Below are 18,205 nucleotides of genomic sequence, written 5' to 3'. Positions count from 1 at the left end.
GGCCGCACCCCGCACCCGGAGGGCGGACATCGATGGTCGGTTATCGTGGGTCCCCCTGAACGATGCCGGTGGTTGCTGCGGCCCGGTCGCGTGCGCAGCCCTCGGCGTGACCGGCAGCCACCGCCGGGGAGGAGGCCGGGTTGAGCCACGTCGAGTCGGGCGGACCGGGCGGCGACCTGGCGTCGCTCGCCGATCCCGGCAGACCCGTGACGATCGCGGCGATCGCCGCGTCCGCCGGTGTGTCGGTGCCGACCGTGTCGAAAGTGATCAACGGCCGGGCCGGCGTCGCGGCGGACACCCGGGCCCGGGTCGAGGCGGCGATCAGCCGGCACGGCTACCGCCGGGCCGCCCCGGTCACCCGCAGCAACATGATGGAACTGGTCTTCGACGAGATCGAGGACATGTGGGGCCTGGAGATCATCCGGGGGGTCGAGCGGGTGGCCCGGCAGCACCGCGTCGGCGTCGTCCTCACCGAGTTCGGGCCGCAGCGCAACGCGATCCGGTACTGGATCGACGACACCCTCGCCCGGCGGCCGGACTGCCTGGTCATGGTGGCCCAGCTGGACGCGGAACAGCACCGGCTGCTGCGGGCCCGGGGCATTCCGTTCGTGGTCTTCGACCCCACCACCGAGCTGCCAGAGGACGTCCCGTTCGTCGGCGCGACGAACTGGTCCGGCGGCCGGTCGGCCACCCGCCACCTGATCGGGCTCGGCCACCGGCGGATCGCGATGGTCGCCGGCCCGGAGGACGTCCTGTGCTGCCGGGCCCGGCTGGACGGCTACCGCTCCGCCCTGGAGGCCGCCGGGTTGCCGGTGGCGTCCGACCTGGTCCGGCACGCCGGCCTGACCGACGCCGACGGCCGCACCGCCGCCCTCGACCTGCTGCGTCGCCCCGACCGGCCGACGGCGGTGTGCACCGGCAACGACCTGCAGGCCGTCGGGGTCTACCAGGCCGCCCGCGCGCTCGGGCTGCGGATTCCCGCCGATCTCAGCGTGGTCGGCTTCGACGACCTGCCGGTGGCCACCCTGGTCGACCCGGCATTGACCACCGTGCACCAACCGCTGCGCGAGATGGCGGTCACCGCCACCGAACTGGCCCTCGCGCTCGGGCGGGGGGAGCCGGCCGGCCAGGTCCGCCTGGAACTGGCGACCACCCTGACCGTACGCCACAGCACCGCGCCACCGCCGGCCTGACCGGTGGGGCCGGGCCCCCGTCGCCCGGGTCCACGACGGGCCCCGGCCGGCGCGGGGCGTCGCTCACAGCCCGGCGCAGGGGCGCTCGTCGAGCGTGCAGCCCTGCGGCGCCTTGGTGACCGGGTCGGCGGTGCGGACGTCGAAGCGGATGGCCTGCGTCCCGCCCGCCGCGACGGCCGGGCCGGTGAAGGTGACCGACTGCCCGTCCTGTCGCCAGTCGGCGCCGGTCACCTCCGCCGCCGAACTGCCCCGGGGCAGCGTGACGACGACCGTCCAACCGGTGGCCGGCGTCCCGCCCGGGTTGTCGACCACCACCTCCCCGGTGTACCCGAAGACCCGGGTCGACACCGTCGCGTACCGGGCGTCCAGCGGCGCCGCGACCGCCGGGGTCGGGGTGGGGGTCCGCGACGGGGTCGCCGACGGCGACCGGCTCGGCGGGGTGCTGCGCGACGGCGGGGCCGACGTCGGACGTGCCGACACGACGGACCGCGACGGGCTCGGCGTGGCGGTCGGGCGCACCGGCGGCGCCACCGGGGCCGCCCCGGTCGGTTCCTCCCGCTCCGGCGGCAGCAGGGCCCAGCCGGCCAGCCCGAGCGCCAGCGCCGCCGTGCCCGACCCGACCACCACCCAACCGGTGGTACGGCCCCGGGTCGACGGCCGGGCCACGTCGGCCATCAGCGCCACCGGCAGTACGGCGGTCGGCGCGGCGCTGTCCCGCCGCAGGTCGACCTCGCGGAAGGCCAACCAGTCGAGCAGCGCGGGCAGGCGTCCGGCCAACGACTGCCGGTAGCACTCCTCGCGCCGCGCGCCCTGCCCGGCGGACCAGTCGCCCTGCTGCACGGTCTCCCGGACGGTCACCCGGCAGCCCTCGGCGGTGGTGGTGAGGACGCAGGTCACCTCGGTGTGCCGCGCCCCCTCGACACACCGCACCACGAGCAGCTCCGGCGCCCGCTGGCGCACGGCCGCGATCTCGACGTCGCCGTCGAAGCCGGGCAGCCCGGCGGTGCCCACCCGCCACCGGCCCGGCCGGTCGGGCACCGCCTCGGCCCCGGCGAACCAGCGGACCAGCAACGCCGGATCGGTCACCGCGCGCCAGACCCGGTCGGCGGGGTGCAGCAGGTCGACCTGTGCGCCGATCTCGATCACGGCGAGAGACTCTACGGGCCGCACGTCCCGTGGGTGAACCTGGTCGCCGCGATCGCACCAGCACACCGCGGTACGACTTGACGAAACACATGTTATCGCTCACAGTCGATGTCGAGGACCACCGCACCTGATGGCTCACCGGGCGAGCCGTGCTGGTCGAGCCTCGGATCGTGGCGTCCCCCCAGGGCATGTGGGACGTCGGGTCAGGATTTCCCATCAGCAGCTGCCGGCGACGGCGCGACCGGCCCCGAGCAGGGGCGGGACGACTCCGTCGACGGCCGGCCCGGTCTCCTCGAAGGAGGATCATGGCGCCCTTTTCGGGAGGCGCTGCGCCGTTGCCCGCAGCGGGTGATCCTCTCGCCGATCCGGGCTGCGGCCCCGGCGTCGAGGTCACCGAGGTCGACGGCCGGCACGGACCGCGACCGGGACACCGCCGACAGTCCCTCGTCCGGGCCGGGTACGGCGGCCACGATGGCGCGTCCTGGCCGACCGGACGACGGACCCCGCCGGCCGGCACGACCCACCGCACCGGGAACCGGGCACCTCAGTACCACCACCGCTGCACCCACCTCGAAAAGGATGCGACATGAGACCCAAGAGAGCCCTACTGGCCACGGCGACCCTCGCCGTGGCCGGCGCACTCACCGTCGGGATGACGTTGGCGATGGCCCCCGCGGCCAGCGCCGGGACGACCCTGCGGGCCGCGGCGGCCGAGAAGGGCCGCTACTTCGGCGCGGCGGTTGCGACGGGCAAGCTGTCCACCAGCACCTACACCACCATTCTCAACCGCGAGTTCAACTCGATCGTGGCCGAGAACGAGATGAAGTGGGACGCCACCGAGCCGCAGCAGGGCCGGTTCAACTACACCGGCGGCGACCGGATCGTCAGCCACGCCCAGGCCAACGGGATGAGCGTGCGTGGCCACGCGCTGCTCTGGCACCAGCAGGAGCCGGGCTGGGCGCAGGGCATGTCGGGCAGCGCGCTGCGCAGCGCGATGATCAACCACGTCACCCAGGTCGCCACCCACTTCCGCGGCAAGATCTACGCGTGGGACGTGGTGAACGAGGCGTTCGCCGACGGTGGCAGCGGTGGGCGTCGCGACTCGAACCTGCAGCGCACCGGCAACGACTGGATCGAGGCGGCGTTCCGGGCCGCCCGGGCCGCCGACCCGGGCGCGAAGCTCTGCTACAACGACTACAACACCGACGGCGTCAACGCGAAGTCGACGGGCGTCTACAACATGGTGCGGGACTTCAAGTCCCGGGGCGTGCCGATCGACTGCGTCGGCTTCCAGTCCCACCTGGGCACCACGATCCCGGGTGACTACCAGGCCAACCTCCAGCGCTTCGCCGACCTCGGCGTGGAGGTGCAGATCACCGAGCTGGACGTGATGACCGGCGGCAACCAGGCCAACATCTTCGGCACGGTCACCCGGTCCTGCATGGCCATCTCCCGGTGTGCCGGCATCACCGTGTGGGGGGTGCGCGACTGTGACTCGTGGCGCGGCTCCGACAACGCCCTGCTGTTCGACTGCAACGGCAACAAGAAGCCGGCGTACGACTCGGTGCTGAACGCGCTCAACGCCGGTCCGGGCATCCCGAACCCGACGACCACTCCGCCGAACCCGACCACCACGCCGCCGAACCCGACGACGCCCCCGCCGACGACTCCGCCGCCGGGTGGGTCGGGCTGTTCGGCGTCGGTGTCGTTGAATTCGTGGACCGGTGGTTTCGTGGCGACGGTGAAGGTGACCGCGGGTTCGTCGGGTACGCGTGGTTGGACGGTGAGCATGACGTTGCCGGGTGGGTCGAGTGTGACCGGTACGTGGTCGGCGACGGCCAGTGGTAGTTCCGGGACGGTGCGGTTCACGAATGTGGACTACAACGGTGCGCTCGGTGCGGGTCAGTCGACCGAGTTCGGTTTCCAGGGCAACGGCAGCGGGGCGGGGATGACCCCCACCTGCACCGCCAGCTGAGTACCGCCCCGGTCGAGCACCACCGTCAGTCCAGCACCACCGTCAGTCGAGTACCACCGTGAGTTGAGTATCACCGCCGCCGGCCCGACCCGGGTGTACCGGGTCGGGCCGGCGGTGCCTCTCCCACCCGCCGGCCGGCGCGACGCGCCCCGGCCGGACCACCGTCGGCCAGCCCCGGACCGGGCCAGTCCGGACCGTCGTCCCGCACGCCGGGACGGCCCGTCGTCCGTCGCTGACCACCGACTCCGACAGAGGAACCGCCGATGAAACCCCGACTCGCACTGCTGGCCGCCGCCCTGGCGACCGCCCTGGCCACCGTCACCGCCGTGGTCACGGCCCCCAACCCGGCGTCGGCCGCGACGCTGACCCAGGTGACCAACTTCGGCACCAACCCGACCAACCTGCAGATGCACCTGTACGTGCCCGACCGGGTGGCCGCCCGGCCGGCGTTGCTGCTGGCGCTGCACTACTGCACCGGCAGCGGCCCGGCGCTGCACACCGGCTACGGGCTCAGCTCGCTGGCCGACCGCTACGGCTACATCGTGATCTACCCGTCGGTGACCCGCAGCAGCAAGTGCTGGGACGTCTCCTCCCCGCAGGCGCTGCGGCGCAACGGGGGCAGCGACCCCGTGGGCCTCAAGTCGATGATCGACTACGTGCGGAACCGCTACCCGGTCGACGAGAACCGGATCGGCGTCGCCGGGTTCTCCTCCGGCGCGATGATGACCAACGTGATGGCGGGGGTCTACCCGGACGTGTTCAACGCCGGCGTCAGCTCCTCCGGCGTGCCGTTCGGCTGCTTCGCCACCACCAACGGCTCGGAGTGGAACAGCGACTGCTCCGGCGGGCGGATCGTGAAGACCCCGCAGCAGTGGGGTGACCTGGTCCGCAACGCCTACCCCGGCTACACCGGCAAGCGGCCCCGGATGCAGATCTGGCACGGCACCACCGACACCACGCTGAGCTACGTCAACTTCGGCGAGCAGGTCAAGCAGTGGACCAACGTGCTCGGTGTCTCGCAGACCCCCAGCTCCACCGACTACCCGCAGACCAGCGCCACCCGCACCCGCTACGGCGGCACCGGTGGCACGCCGCCGGTGGAGGCGATCAGCTTCCAGGGCTACGGGCACTCCATCCCGTTCGACGCCGCCCAGGCGGTCCGCTTCCTCGGCTTCGACAGCGCCAGCCCCACCACCCCGCCGCCGACCACCCCGCCGCCGACCACTCCGCCGCCCACCACTCCGCCGCCGACGACTCCGCCGCCGGGTGGGTCGGGCTGTTCGGCGTCGGTGTCGTTGAATTCGTGGACCGGTGGTTTCGTGGCGACGGTGAAGGTGACCGCGGGTTCGTCGGGTACGCGTGGTTGGACGGTGAGCATGACGTTGCCGGGTGGGTCGAGTGTGACCGGTACGTGGTCGGCGACGGCCAGTGGTAGTTCCGGGACGGTGCGGTTCACGAATGTGGACTACAACGGTGCGCTCGGTGCGGGTCAGTCGACCGAGTTCGGTTTCCAGGGCAACGGCAGCGGGGCGGGGATGACCCCCACCTGCACCGCCAGCTGACCGACGCGACCGACGGCTCCGGGCGGCGCACCCCCCGCAGAGGTGCTCCGCCCGGAGCCCCGTCGCGCCCGGAACACTCCGGGCGACCACTGACGAGGCGCAGGGCCGGGGAGCGAACCCGGCCCTGCGCCTCTCCTCACCGGCGCAGGCGTCCCTGCCGCGTCACACCGGCGTCCGTCGCCACTGCTGGTTGCTGCCGGTGCCGCAGGTCCACTGCACGACCTGCACCCCGTCGGCCAGCCCGGCGTTGAGCACGGCGAGACACTTGTTGCTGTGCCGGGCCACCAGCTGCACCCAGCCGTCACCGACGTCCTGGAGCCGCCACTGCTGGTTGGTGCCCCCGTTGCAGGTCCACTGCACCACCCGGGCGCCGTCGGCGGTCGTGCCGGCGCCGCCGTAGACGTCCAGGCACTTGCCGCTGTTGACGCTCACCACCGTGGACCAGCCGCCGCCGGCCTCGGCGAACCGCCACCGCTGGTTGGCCTGACCGTTCGCGGCCCACTGCACGACGTTCGCACCGTCGGTCGTGGCGGCGTTGCTGACGTCCAGCAGCTTCGCGCTGTGCCGGGCGGCCAGCGTCGCGGTCGTCGGGGTCGGGGTGGTGGTCTGCGGCGTCAGCCGGTAGAGCCCGGCACCGTGGGCGGGCAGCGACCGGCTGAACGTCCCCGTCGAGCTGCCCAGGGCCGCGCCGGACCACAGGTCGGTCGCGGTGGCCGAGCCGATGCCCAGCTCGGCGAGGTTCAGCGACACCGTGGCCGCAGCGCCCTCCCGGTTGAACAGCGCGACGTACCGGTCGGTGCTGTCCGGCACGTCGGCCACCCACACCTGCCGGGTGCCGCCGGTGAGCTGCCGGTTGTTGGCGCTGCGCTGGTCGACCGCGAGCACCGCGCTGTTGGTCATCAACGCCAGCTCCGCCGCCCGGTTCTCCACCAGGTTGCCGCCCCACATCAGCGGCGCCCGGTTGATCACCCAGAGCGACATGAGGGTGCGCTGCTCGTCCGCGCTGAGGTTCGAGTAGCGCGGCGAGCCGACCGGGCCGTACTTCGACAGCCGGCCGATCGGGATCATGTCCGGATCGGGCCAGGCCCCCGGCTTGCGGTACGGCGTCCAGTTGCGCAACTGGTCGAACAGCGCGTCCACCGACGACCAGTTGTCCCACAGGTCGTTGACGATCCGCCACATGTGCGCGTTGTTCTGCACGTGCGGGCCGGCGGACAGCGGTGTCGCCCCCGGCGACAGGCTCAGCACCATCGGCCGGCCGCTGCGCCCGATCGCCGTCCGGTAGCCCTCGACCTCCGCCTGCCGGTACGTCGGCGCGGCGATGTCGTCGATCTTCACGAAGTCGACGCCCCACGCGGCCAGCAACTGGAACACCGAGTCGAGGTACGCCTGTGCGCAGAGGTTGGACATGTCCAGCCCCCACATCAGGTTGAGCCAGGCCGCGCTGTTGCCCGCGTCGATCTGGTTGGCCCGGCACGAGGTGCCGAGGATCGGCACGTTGTCCGCGACCGCCTGCCGGGGGATGCCCCGCATCAGGTGTACGCCGAACTTCAGCCCCTGGGCGTGCACGTGGTCGGCCAGCGGCTTGAACCCGTTGTCGCCGGCCGCCGACGGGAACCGGGTGGTGTCGGGCAGCAGCCGCCCGTTGGCGTCCATCCGGAGCCGGGGTTGCAGGTTGGCGTCCTGGTTGGGGCTGCCGTTGTGCTGTCCGGGGAAGTACCAGGCCCAGTCGACGACGATGTACTGCCAGCCGTACTGGCGCAGGTTCGCGCCCATGTAGTCGGCGTTGGCCCGCACGTCGGCCTCGGTGACGCTCCAGTTGAACGAGTCGTAGCTGTTCCACCCCATCGGCGGGGTGTCGGCGACGCCGTTGTCCCACGCCTGCGCCGGTTGGGGCCCGGTGGCGCCGACCAGGCCCGTCACGAGCAGGAGGGCGGTGGCGAGCAGGACGGCCACCCGTCGGGTCGCCGCAGAAGTGACACGGTGCTGCATCGGACCTCCTCGGCCATCGGGGTCAGCGGTATCCGGCGGCGGTGATGTTGGCCTGCACCGCGTTCTCGGTGGCGTCCGACGGGTAGCCGGCGACCATCGCGCCCTCGTAGAACGTGCCGACGCTCTGGTTGGTGTTGTCGATGCAGCAGTCCCCGCCGCTGCCCAGGATGATCGCGCCCTGCTTGCGCATCGGGCTGTACCCGCGCGGCAGCGACCCGTCGTAGAGGGTGTAGAGGCTGCCGGACTGGGCGTTGCTGCCCTTGATGGCGAAGCGCGAGGTGCCGTTGTTCTTCAGGGTGGCGGTGACGAACTTGCTGGTGAACGCCCGCTGGTTGGAGTTCCACGAGCTGCTGCCGCCGGGGTAGAGGCCGTACTCCAGGTCGGCCTGCACCCACGGGCCGGAGCCGGAGCAGCCGCCGAACCAGCAACTGGTGCCGAAGTAGATCGCGTCCATCGCGCCCGCGCCGTCGGCCCGCCTGGTGGTCTCGCTGTTGCCGTAGTCGAAGCAGCAGCCGCTGTTGACGTGGGTGCCGCTGGTGACCATGTACATGCCCTCCGGCGCGGCACCGGTCGGCACCCCGGTCAGGTGACCGTCGCGCCAGTAGCTGCTCCTGCCGGGGATGAAGAGGGAGTAGACCTTGTCCCCGCCGACCGTCACCGACTCTCTGTTCGCGACCGCCGGTTGGACGGCGCCACCGACCCCGCCGGGGCCCTGGTAGCCGAGGTTGTTGCCGCGCCCGGACTGGTCGAAGATGATCGTGATGACGCAGGTGGTGTTCGCGCAGAAGCTGTCCTGGCTGGCGGCGTTGGCCCGCCCGCCCGGTGACAGCACCCCGATGTTGCGGGTGGTGTTGTCCGAGGACCTGCGCACCTGGTAGAGCGAGCCGTTGTAGGCCGCGTAGAGCGCCCGGGTGGTGCTGTGCGCCGCGATGCAGGCGGTGCCTCCGGCGGCGTAGATGTCACACGGTTGGCTGGTGGCGGGTGGCGGTGTGGTCGGCGGCGGTGTGGTGGGTGGCGGTGTGGTCGGCGGGGGTCCGGTGGTCGGGTTCACCCCGCCGGTGCAGGCGGTGCCGTTGAGGCTGAACGCGGTGGGCGCGGGGTTGCTGCCGGTCCACGCGCCGTTGAAGCCGAAGCTCGCGGTGCCGTTGGTGGGGATCGCGCCGTTGTAGCTGGCGTTGGTGACGGTGACCTGGGCACCGGCCTGGGTGTAGCTGCCGTTCCAGAGCTGGGTGATGGTCTGCCCGGCCGAGTAGCTCCAGGTCAGCCGCCACCCGTCCACCGCGTCGCCGAGGTTGGTGATGGTGACGTTGGCGCCGAAGCCGCCCTGCCAGGACGAGCTGACGGTGTAGGTCACCTGGCAGCCGCCGGCGGCGGCCGAGGCCGAGGTCTGGGTGGCGGCGGCGGTGACGAGCAGCAGGGCGGTGGCGGTGGCGGCGACCAGCGCCGGCCGCCGACGGAGGAGTCGGTTCTCTCGCACGGGATCTCCTGGTGGTGGAAGGACGGTGCGGTACGCCCCGGCGGGGTGGTGGACGGGTCACCCCCCGCCGCCGGGCGGGGCGACGGGGGGTGACCCGGCGGGTCAGGCGGTCACGCAGGTCGCGCCGTTGAGGGTGAACGTCGCGGGGGCGGCGGCGTTACCGGTGTGGGTGGCCTGGAAGCCGATCGTCGTCGACGCTCCCGGGGCCAGCGTGCCGTTGTAGCTGACGTTCGTGGCGGTGACCTGGCCGCTGCTCGGTGCGTAGCTGGCGTTCCAGCCACCGGTTATCACCTGCCCGGCGGGCAGGGTGAACCCCAGGGACCAGCCGGTGAGCGTCGTGCTCCCGGTGTTGACGATGGTGATGCTCGCGGTCAGCCCGTTGTTCCACGCGCTGATCGTGTCGGTGACCCGGCAGGGGCCCGACTGCGGCGACGACGTCGGTGTGGGCGTCGGGGTCGAGGTGGGGGTGACCGTCGGGGTCGGCGTCGGCGTGACCGTCGGGGTAGGGGTGGGGGTGACCGTGGGCGTGGGCGTGGGGGTCAGGGTGGGGGAGGGCGTCGGGGCGCTGCCGTCCAGGCCGAGGAAGGTGATGGCGTACGCGAGCTGGCCGGCCATCGGCAGTTGGTGCCCCACCCCGGCGATGCTGATCCCCTCGACCGGGGACTGCGGGCCCGTCCCGCCGTACCGGGTGCGGGTCCAGGACGACTGCGGGCGGTCGGTGACGGTGGGCGTGGTGCTCAACCCGTGCAGGTTGGTCCACTGCTTGATCTCTTCACCGAAGTTGGGGTAAGCCAGGGTGGTGTCCGTCGCGCCGTGCCACAGCTGCATCCGGGGATAGCGGCCGGTGTACCCGGGGAACATGGCGCGGGCCTGGTCGCCCCACTGCTGCGCCGTCTTGATCACATTGCCGCCGGAGCACCTGCTGTTCCACAGTGAGCCGTCGGTGGTGGCGAAGCAGCCGGCCGGCACTCCGGAGAACGCCGACGCGGCGGAGAAGACGTCGGGGTACTGCGCCGCGAGCACGTTGGTCATCATCGCGCCGGAGGAGAAGCCGGAGACCACGATCCGCGCCGGGTCGACCGGGTAGCGCTGCCGGGCGTACGCGACCATGGACATGATCCCGGTCGAGTCGCCGCCACCGTTGCGGGTGAGCGCGGCGGGGGTGGAGACGTCGAAGCAGCTCCCGCTGCGGGTCGCCTCGGGCACCACGATCAGGTAGCCGTAACGGTCGGCGGCGGTCACGTAGTCGCGCCCGTTGCCGTTGAAGATGCCGCTGGCCGAGCCGCTGCAGTAGTGCACCAGCACCAGCAGCGCCGGGCGGGGCGCCAGGTTGTTCGGGGCGTACAGGTACATGTTGAGGTTGGTGGGATTGTTGCCGAATCCCGTCACTCTGGTCAGGGTCGCCGCGGTCGCGGGCTGTGCCGTCACCAGGACGGTGGCTGCCGCGACACCGAGGACGACGGCTGCCAGCGCGGCGCGCAGACTGCCCTTCATCGGTGGCCTTTCTTCCAGGGTGGGAGCGCCGCGCCGGGGGTTGGTGCGGGCGTCACGCCGGCGTCGGCCGGACCCGGGATCGAAGAAGGGTCGCCGGGTGGTCCGAGGTCGGTCCCGAGAATTGACGATTGTCGTTACGTTAACGTTAACAGTGACCGCTGTCCATAGCTGGGGGTCGCGACGCGGAACGGGCCCGGCCCGGTCGGCGCGGCCGGCGACCGCTGGTGGCGGGAGCCCCGTGGTGGTGACGACGGCGTGACCGGGCCGGTCACCGGGGTGCGGCGACGCTGTCCCGGGTGACCAGGGTGGGGGAGACGGTCCGCCGCAGGGTGTGGTCGACCCCCGCGTCGATCTGCGCGAGCAGCAGGTCGAGGCTGGCCTCCGCCACGGTGTCGAAGTCCGGCCGGACGGTGGTCAACGGCGGGATGAAGTACGCGGCGTCCGGCACGTCGTCGAAGCCGACCACGCTGACCTCCTCCGGCACCCGCCGACCGTGCTCGTGCAGCGCGTGCAGCACGCCCAGCGCGAGGTCGTCGTTGGCCGTGAAGATCGCGGTCACCTCCGGGCTGCGGGCCAGCATCTGCCCGCACCGGTATCCCGAGGCGGCGGACCAGTCGGCCTGCAGCACCGGCGGGATCTCCGCCCCCGCCGCCTGCAACGTCTCCCGCCACCCGGCGATCCGTCCGGCGCTGTCGAACCAGTCCGCCGGGCCCGAGACGTGCCAGACCGTACGGTGGCCGGCGTCGAGCAGGTGCCGGGTGGCCAGCCGACCCCCCTCCACCTGGTCGATGGTGACCAGCGGCACCGGTCGCCGGGGATCGCCGTCCACGGTGACCAGCGGAATGTCGGTGGGCAGGCACTCCAGCGCCTCACCTGCCGATTCCACCGGCGCGATCACCACGATCCCGGCGACCCGGTGGGCGAGGTGCCGCTCGACCACGGCGGTGATGGAGGTGCGGTCCAGGTTGCGCACGCTGCCCACGCTGACCGCGAAACCCGCCTCGGCCGCGGCGAGTTCGAACGCGGACAGCAGGGAGGCCGGGCCGTAGAGGGTGGTGTTGAGCGCCACCACACCGAGCACCTGGGACCGCCCGGTGACCAGGGTGCGGGCCGCCCGGTTGGGCCGGTAGCCGAGTTCGGTGATCGCGGCCTGGACCCGTAGGCGGGTCTGTTCCCGCACGTGCGGATGACCATTGAGGACCCGCGACACGGTCTGGTGGGACACTCCGGCGAGGCGGGCCACGTCTCTCATCGCTGGAGCGCGCACAGTCATCCCACACCTCTCGGTCCGCCCCGCAGCCCGTTACCGGCGAAGCGGCCCAGCCCGGCGTCCGGGCAGGGACGACGGACACGAGGCATGGGCGCACACGCCGTGGACAACGCTGGATCAGCGAGAGTCTACGCGGCGTGTCGCCCCGGGTGGGTCGGTGACGCGACCGAGTATCGTCCGCGCGCCGTGATATTCGTCATCACGGATCGCGGGCGCTGTGCGAACTGGCGGTGACGGTGGCCTGGTCCCTCCCTGGGTCCTCGCTGGTGCCCGGCCCGCGTCTGCCGGGCCGGCCGACCTGTGGTGGAGCGTGTCCCCGATCGGGGTGGCGGGGGCGCGTCGACGGTGGTGGGACCGCGCCGCGACGACCTGCCGCATCGATCGAGTCGGATGCTACTCGAAACGGTTCGGTAACGACAAGGACAGGTTTCCGCGATCCGGTGCAGCCCGCCCCGGGCGGGTCAGTGGTCGTACGCGACGGCGGTGCTGTCCCGCACCACCAGCGTGGTCGCCAGCTCCACCCGGGTCTGGGCGAGGCTCTTGTCGGCGGCCAGGGTCAGCACCATCCGGGCCGCCGCGGCGCCCATCTCGACCAACGGCTGCCGCACCGAGGTCATCGGCGGTCCACAGAACATGGTGTACGGGATGTCGTCGAAGCCGACCACGCTGAGGTCCCGGGGAATCCGCCGTTCGGCCAGCCGGGCCGCCTCGTAGACCCCGAGGGCCTGCAGGTCGTTGCCGCACACGATCGCCGTCGGGGCCGGGTCCTGCCGGAGCAGTTCCTGGCCGTGGTTGAGGCCGTCCTCGAAGGAGAACCAGTGGCCGTGGCGCAGCCAGCGCGCGGGCAGTCCGACGCCGGCCGCCTCCAGGGCCGCCCGCGCGCCGTCCAGCCGGGCCTTGGCGCAGAGCCGTTCGGTCGGTCCGGAGATCACCCCGATCCGACGGTGGCCGAGGTCGAGCAGGTGGCGGGCGGCCTCGAAGCCACCGCTCCAGTTGGTCGAGGTCACCGACGGGACGGAATGCAGCGGCGGCTCCCCGGTGGGGTCGAGGACCACCAGCGGGATCCCGCTCGCCGCCAGCAGGGCGTGTTGTTCGGAGGTGAAGCCGAGGTGGACCGCGATCACCCCGGTCGGGCGGCGGGCCAGCAGGTCGCGGGCCCAGAACCGCCCCTCCGAGACCTGCCGGCGGGCGTCGGTGAAGCCGACGGCGAACCGGTGCGCACCGGCGACCTGCTGCACCCCCTGCATGATCATCACTGCCAGGTTGCTCTGCATGCCGTAGAAGACCACCTCGACACTGGCGTGCGGGGTGCCCAGTTCCGGCCGGCGGTAGCCGTGTTCGCGCAGCAGCGCCTCCACCCGGGCGCGGGTCTCCGCCGCGACCCCCGAGCGGCCGTTGAGGACCTTCGACACGGTGGGGGGCGACACGTCCGCCAGCCGGGCGATGGTGGTCAGCGTGGGTTCGCCCCGTCTGCGGCCGCGCCGCTGCGGTCCCGTCGCCCGACCGGCCGGCGTGCCGGTCGCCGTGGTGGGTGCGGGGGCGGGCGCGTCGGGGGTGGGGTCGGCCGGGGCCGGGCGGACGTCGTCGGCCGGCGTGCGCGGTGCTGGCGGACGGCCGTGCTGTCGTCGTACCGTGTCGAGCAGTCGACTGCGGACGGATTCGGCGTGCCGCGCGGCGACCGGCCCGGCGGGCACCGTCTCGGTGAGGTAGCGCCGCCGCCCGGACACCGGGTCGATGCCGGCGTACACCCGCACCCGCAGGGAGCCGCTGGGCAGCTTCTCGATCTCACCACGGGCTCGTCGACCGGGCGTGGAGCCAACTGGCATGGAGCCATGGTATTCGATATCGGCGGTGCCGGGTGGCTCCATGATGGCTCCATGAGCGCGGCGTTCCCGCGTCCACCGGCGCGACGTCCGCCCGGTGCGCTCGGCCCGCCCGCCGTCGACCGTCGCCGCCCCGCCGCCGACTGTGGCGGGCCGGCCGTCGGCGGGCCGGCCGGATATTGATCGACGCATGCAAGTGGTTGAATAGCCCGAAACGCTTCCGTAACATGGGGGGCCATTGTTAGCGCTCACACCGGGTGGTCGAGCGGACGGCTTCCCGCGTCCGACGGGGCCCCGGCCGGGGCGGCGCCACTGATTGGAGACCTCGTGAAGCGACTCGTGCGAGCCCGGAGCTGGGGGCGGGCGGCAGCGGCCGGCCTGCTCCTGGCCGGCGTCCTGGTGGGCGTACGCGCCCCGATGGCGCAGGCGTTGGACAACGGTGTGGCGCGGACGCCGCCGATGGGGTGGAATAGCTGGAACACGTTCGGCTGCAACATCAACGAGGCGTTGATCCGGCAGATGACCGACGCCATGGTCAGCTCCGGCATGAAAGACGCCGGCTACCAGTACGTCGTCGTCGACGACTGCTGGATGAACCCCAACCGCGACTCCGCCGGCAACCTCCAGGGCGACCCCACCCGCTTCCCCTCCGGCATGAAAGCCCTCGGCGACTACATCCACGCCCGCGGCCTCAAATTCGGCATCTACCAAGCCCCCCTCGACAAAACCTGCGCCCAATACTTCAACTCCTACCCCGGCGCCACCGGCAGCCAAGGCCGCGAAGCACAAGACGCCCGCCAGTTCGCCAACTGGGGCGTCGACTACCTCAAATACGACTGGTGCTCACCCACCGGCACCATCGACGACCAGGTCCGCGCCTTCGCCAAAATGCGCGACGGCCTCGCCGCCGCCGGCCGACCCATCGTCCTGAGCATCAACTCCAACAGCATCCACTCCAAAACCGGACCCCAACGCGACTGGGGCGACGTCTCCAACATGTGGCGCACCACCGAAGACATCACCAACACCTGGAACAGCGGCCAAACCAACGGCTACCCCATGGGCATCCAAAACATCATCGACGTCACCGTCCCCCTCGCCGCCCGCGCCAAACCCGGCGCCTTCAACGACATGGACATGATGGAAGTCGGCCGCGGCGGCATGACCGACACCGAAATGCGCTCCCACTTCGCCCTCTGGGCCATCCTCGCCTCACCCCTCATCGCCGGCAACGACCTCCGCACCATGAACACCGCAACCCAAACCATCCTGAAGAACGCCAACCTCATCGCCATCAGCCAAGACCCCCTCGCGCTCCAAGCCAGCCAGGTTTCCTTCGACGGCACCCGCCGAATCCTCGCCAAACGACTCGCCAACGGCGACACCGCCGTCGCCCTGTTCAACCAGGGCAGCTCCACCACCACCATCACCACCACCGCCGCCGCCATCGGCAAGTCCGGGTCCTCCTTCACCCTGGTCGACGCCTGGACCAACGCCAGCACCACCAGCACCGGCACCATCTCGGCCAGCGTGCCGTCGCACGGCACGGTGGTCTACCGGGTCAGCGGCGGTGGGACCGCCCCGCCGACGACGCCGCCGCCGTCCACGGCGAACGCGCTGTCCAGCGTCTCCTCGGGGCGCTGCCTGGACGTGCCGCAGAGCAACACCGCCAACGGCACCCAGCCGGTGATCTGGGACTGCAACGGGGCGGCCAACCAGCGCTGGACGGCCAACGGCCAGACCCTCCAGGCCCTCGGCAAGTGCCTGGACGCGCCGCTCAACGCCACCGCCGGCGCCAAGGCCCAGATCTGGGACTGCAACGGCGGCACCAACCAGCAGTGGACGTTCAACTCCAACGGCACGATCAGCAACGTGCAGTCCGGCCTGTGCCTCGACGTGAACAACAACGGCACGGCCAACGGCACCACCGTGCTCCTGTGGACCTGCACCGGAGCGGCCAACCAGCGGTGGAACCGGATCTGACCGCGACGTCGTCGGCCACCCGGCACCCGGGGTGGCCGACGACCGGTGGTTGCCGGACCCGGACGGTGTGGTGCGGGCACCGTCCGGGTCCGGTCGTCCGACGCCCCCGTCGACGTGGCGGTGGGCGTCGTCCCGCCCGGACGGACGACCGGGCGGTGGTCGGAGATCCTCAGCCGGCGGCGGTGGCGGCGGGCGTGCCGACCGGGGTCAGCCCGGTGGAGGCCCGGTAGCGGACCGGGATCGGGTCGGTCAGCGCGCCGACGAACTCCCCGTCGACGTGGTCGAGGAACCCGATCAGGGACCAGTCGCCGGTGGGGCCGGCGACCAGCCGGGGCGCGTACAGGTACGGGTGCGGGAACGGGCGGGCCGTGGCGATGTCCCACGGGCCGCGTACGTCGTGCCCCTCGACCGCCCAGATCCGGTGGCCGTCGCGGCGGGTGCCGGCGGCGTCGGTGGAGAACAGCAGCAGGGGTTGCCCGTCCACGACGGCGACCTGCGGCACCTCCAGGTGCCCGAACCCGGCGGGCACCGACAGCGGCGGCTGCACGGTCCAGTGCAGCAGGTCCGGTGAGGTGGCGTGCCCGACGACGCCCCGGGCCTCGGTCGGGCCGGTGTTCACCCGGGCGGTGACGAGCATGTGCCATCCGTCGCCGTCCGGGTCGGGGAACACCCACGGGTCACGCCAGGCCTGCTCGTACCAGAGGTTCCGGTCGAGCAGCTCGTACCAGGTGGGGTCGGCCTCCACCAGCGGACCGGTGCCGTGCCGGTGCCAGGTGGTCAGGTCGTCGGAGACGGCCAGGCCGATCCGCTGCACCAGCCCGTCCTCGGCCCGACCGACCCCGGTGTAGAACAGGTACCACCGCCCGTCCGGGCCGCGCACCGTGCACCCCGTCCAGGTCGCGAGGTCGTCCCAGCTCGGTGCGTCGGCCGGCACGATCGCGTCGGCGACGAGCTGCCAGGTGCGCAGGTCCGTGGAGACCGCATGGCCGATGGTGGCGCGGCGGTGCCGGCGGTGCGGGTCGTGCAGGGCGCGGGAGGCGCGCAGGAAGAACGCGTGCCACCGGTCGGTGTCGTCCCGGGCGTACCAGCTGTCCCACACCCAGTGGTCGGGTAGACGTAGCATGCCGGGGAAGCTAGCACTAAATCGTTTTAGCGGCCAGGTCGGCCCTCCTGCGACGACCCGCGCTGGCGTGGTCGACGGGCGGTGGGGGAGGGCTATCCCGCCGGGGCGGCCAGGGAGCGGCGGCGGCGCAGCGGCATGGGCACGAGCGACGGCGCGGCCCCACCGCCGTCGAGCAGGATCTCGACCGCCCGCCGACCCATCTGCTCGTGCGGCAGCGCGGTGGTGGACAGGCCGGGGCGCAACCAGGCGGCGATCGGGTCGTCGTCGAACGAGACCACCGAGATGTCGTCCGGGACGGTCAGCCCCGCCTCGGCGAGCGCCTGGTAGGCGCCGAAGGCCAGCCGGTCGTTCATGCAGATGATCGCGGTGGGTCGGGTCGGTCGGCCCAGCAGCGTCCGCATCGCGGCGTAGCCGTGTTCGGGCAGCCACTCGGCGCAGAAGCACTCGGTCAGCAGGTCGACCCCGGCGTCGTCGAGCGCCCGCTGGACGCCGCGCAGCCGGGCGCGTGCGGCGAGGGAGACCTCGGCGTCGTCCTCCTTGAGCCGGTTGCGGCCGATCAGCGCGATCCGGTCCCGGTGGCCGTGGTCGAGCAGGGCGGTGGTGACCGTACGGCCGGCCCGCTCGTCGTCGGGGAGCACGCAGGGCAGGTCGTCGGGGCTGGTGGCGTTGAGCAGCACCACCGGGCCGCCGAGGATGGCCGTGGGCACGGTCAGCCGGCGGGTGGCCATCGCGGCGTAGATCACGCCGTCGACCTGCCGGTCGAGCATCGCCTCGATGGCGTACTGCTCGAAGGTGGCGTCGCCCTGCGTCTCGGTGATGAGCAGCACGTGGTCCCGCTCCCGGGCCGCGTCGAGCGCGCCCCGGATGAGGCCGCCGGCGAACCGGGTGGTGGCGACGATGTCGGAGACGAACGCGATGGTGGCCGTCTTGCGGGTACGCAGGCTGCGGGCCGCCAGGTTGGGCCGGTAGCCGAGCTCCTCGGCGGCGGCGAAGACGCGCTGGTGCGCCTCGGCCGACAGCCGGGTGCCCTCCCGGCCGTTGAGGACCATCGACGCGGCGGTCTTGGACAGCCCGGCCCGCCGCGCGACGTCGGCCAGGGTTGCTCTGTTGCGGCCCATCAGTCCTCCGAATCGCCGGCGGCGTCGCGGCCGCCGCTCCCGCCCATCA

13 protein-coding genes are annotated in these 18,205 nt (G+C 72.3%); 5 read left to right on the top strand and 8 right to left on the bottom strand.

Annotated features, from left to right (window positions below; genetic code table 11):
• Window positions 1-140 precede the first annotated feature (140 nt).
• Entirely contained in the window at window positions 141-1,193 is a 1,053-nt protein-coding gene (locus tag ACN261_RS27720) for a LacI family DNA-binding transcriptional regulator (RefSeq protein ID WP_421482595.1), read from the top strand.
• Between the two features lie 63 nt (window positions 1,194-1,256).
• Here ACN261_RS27720 and ACN261_RS27715 read toward each other — a convergent pair whose 3' ends face one another.
• Window positions 1,257-2,339 (bottom strand): SRPBCC domain-containing protein, encoded by a 1,083-nt coding sequence (locus tag ACN261_RS27715; RefSeq protein ID WP_421482594.1) that lies wholly within the window; start codon window positions 2,337-2,339, stop codon window positions 1,257-1,259.
• A gap of 586 nt (window positions 2,340-2,925) precedes the next feature.
• Here ACN261_RS27715 and ACN261_RS27710 point away from each other — a divergent pair.
• Together ACN261_RS27710 and ACN261_RS27705 are read left to right on the top strand one after the other, a co-directional pair.
• Window positions 2,926-4,314, top strand: a complete 1,389-nt coding sequence (locus ACN261_RS27710) for an endo-1,4-beta-xylanase (protein ID WP_421482593.1) — start codon at window positions 2,926-2,928, stop codon at window positions 4,312-4,314.
• Between the two features lie 263 nt (window positions 4,315-4,577).
• Window positions 4,578-5,876, top strand: coding sequence for an extracellular catalytic domain type 1 short-chain-length polyhydroxyalkanoate depolymerase (locus ACN261_RS27705; RefSeq protein WP_425852942.1), 1,299 nt, complete (start codon window positions 4,578-4,580; stop codon window positions 5,874-5,876).
• A gap of 162 nt (window positions 5,877-6,038) precedes the next feature.
• Here ACN261_RS27705 and ACN261_RS27700 read toward each other — a convergent pair whose 3' ends face one another.
• From ACN261_RS27700 to ACN261_RS27680, 5 genes are all read right to left on the bottom strand, one after another.
• Window positions 6,039-7,868 carry an RICIN domain-containing protein gene (locus ACN261_RS27700; protein WP_425852940.1) on the bottom strand — a complete coding sequence of 610 codons (1,830 nt, stop codon included), beginning with the start codon at window positions 7,866-7,868 and terminating at the stop codon, window positions 6,039-6,041.
• 22 nt (window positions 7,869-7,890) lie between these two features.
• Window positions 7,891-9,345: an arabinofuranosidase catalytic domain-containing protein gene (locus tag ACN261_RS27695; protein WP_421482590.1), complete on the bottom strand. Its 1,455-nt coding sequence runs from the start codon at window positions 9,343-9,345 to the stop codon at window positions 7,891-7,893.
• A gap of 102 nt (window positions 9,346-9,447) precedes the next feature.
• The gene (locus ACN261_RS27690) at window positions 9,448-10,839 is read right to left on the bottom strand and encodes an extracellular catalytic domain type 1 short-chain-length polyhydroxyalkanoate depolymerase (protein WP_421482589.1); all 1,392 of its coding nucleotides are present in this window, start codon (window positions 10,837-10,839) and stop codon (window positions 9,448-9,450) included.
• Between the two features lie 268 nt (window positions 10,840-11,107).
• Entirely contained in the window at window positions 11,108-12,091 is a 984-nt protein-coding gene (locus ACN261_RS27685; protein ID WP_421482588.1) for a LacI family DNA-binding transcriptional regulator, read from the bottom strand.
• A gap of 479 nt (window positions 12,092-12,570) precedes the next feature.
• The gene (locus ACN261_RS27680) at window positions 12,571-13,935 is read right to left on the bottom strand and encodes a LacI family DNA-binding transcriptional regulator (RefSeq protein ID WP_425852937.1); all 1,365 of its coding nucleotides are present in this window, start codon (window positions 13,933-13,935) and stop codon (window positions 12,571-12,573) included.
• Between the two features lie 51 nt (window positions 13,936-13,986).
• Between ACN261_RS27680 and ACN261_RS27675 the strand changes: the two genes are divergently transcribed.
• Both ACN261_RS27675 and ACN261_RS27670 read left to right on the top strand, forming a co-directional pair.
• The gene (locus tag ACN261_RS27675) at window positions 13,987-14,115 is read left to right on the top strand and encodes a hypothetical protein (RefSeq protein ID WP_421482586.1); all 129 of its coding nucleotides are present in this window, start codon (window positions 13,987-13,989) and stop codon (window positions 14,113-14,115) included.
• A 234-nt stretch (window positions 14,116-14,349) separates the two neighbouring features.
• The gene (locus tag ACN261_RS27670; protein ID WP_421486845.1) at window positions 14,350-15,915 is read left to right on the top strand and encodes a glycoside hydrolase family 27 protein; all 1,566 of its coding nucleotides are present in this window, start codon (window positions 14,350-14,352) and stop codon (window positions 15,913-15,915) included.
• A 169-nt stretch (window positions 15,916-16,084) separates the two neighbouring features.
• Here ACN261_RS27670 and ACN261_RS27665 read toward each other — a convergent pair whose 3' ends face one another.
• Window positions 16,085-17,038: a family 43 glycosylhydrolase gene (locus ACN261_RS27665; protein ID WP_425852935.1), complete on the bottom strand. Its 954-nt coding sequence runs from the start codon at window positions 17,036-17,038 to the stop codon at window positions 16,085-16,087.
• 92 nt (window positions 17,039-17,130) lie between these two features.
• Complete coding sequence (locus tag ACN261_RS27660) at window positions 17,131-18,156, bottom strand: LacI family DNA-binding transcriptional regulator (protein ID WP_425852933.1); 1,026 nt, start codon at window positions 18,154-18,156, stop codon at window positions 17,131-17,133.
• Window positions 18,157-18,205 lie beyond the last annotated feature (49 nt).

It is taken from the genome of Micromonospora sp. WMMD723 (genome assembly GCF_049863385.1).
Lineage (GTDB): Bacteria > Actinomycetota > Actinomycetes > Mycobacteriales > Micromonosporaceae > Micromonospora > Micromonospora wenchangensis.
This window is presented reverse-complemented; position numbering and strand designations above follow the sequence as displayed.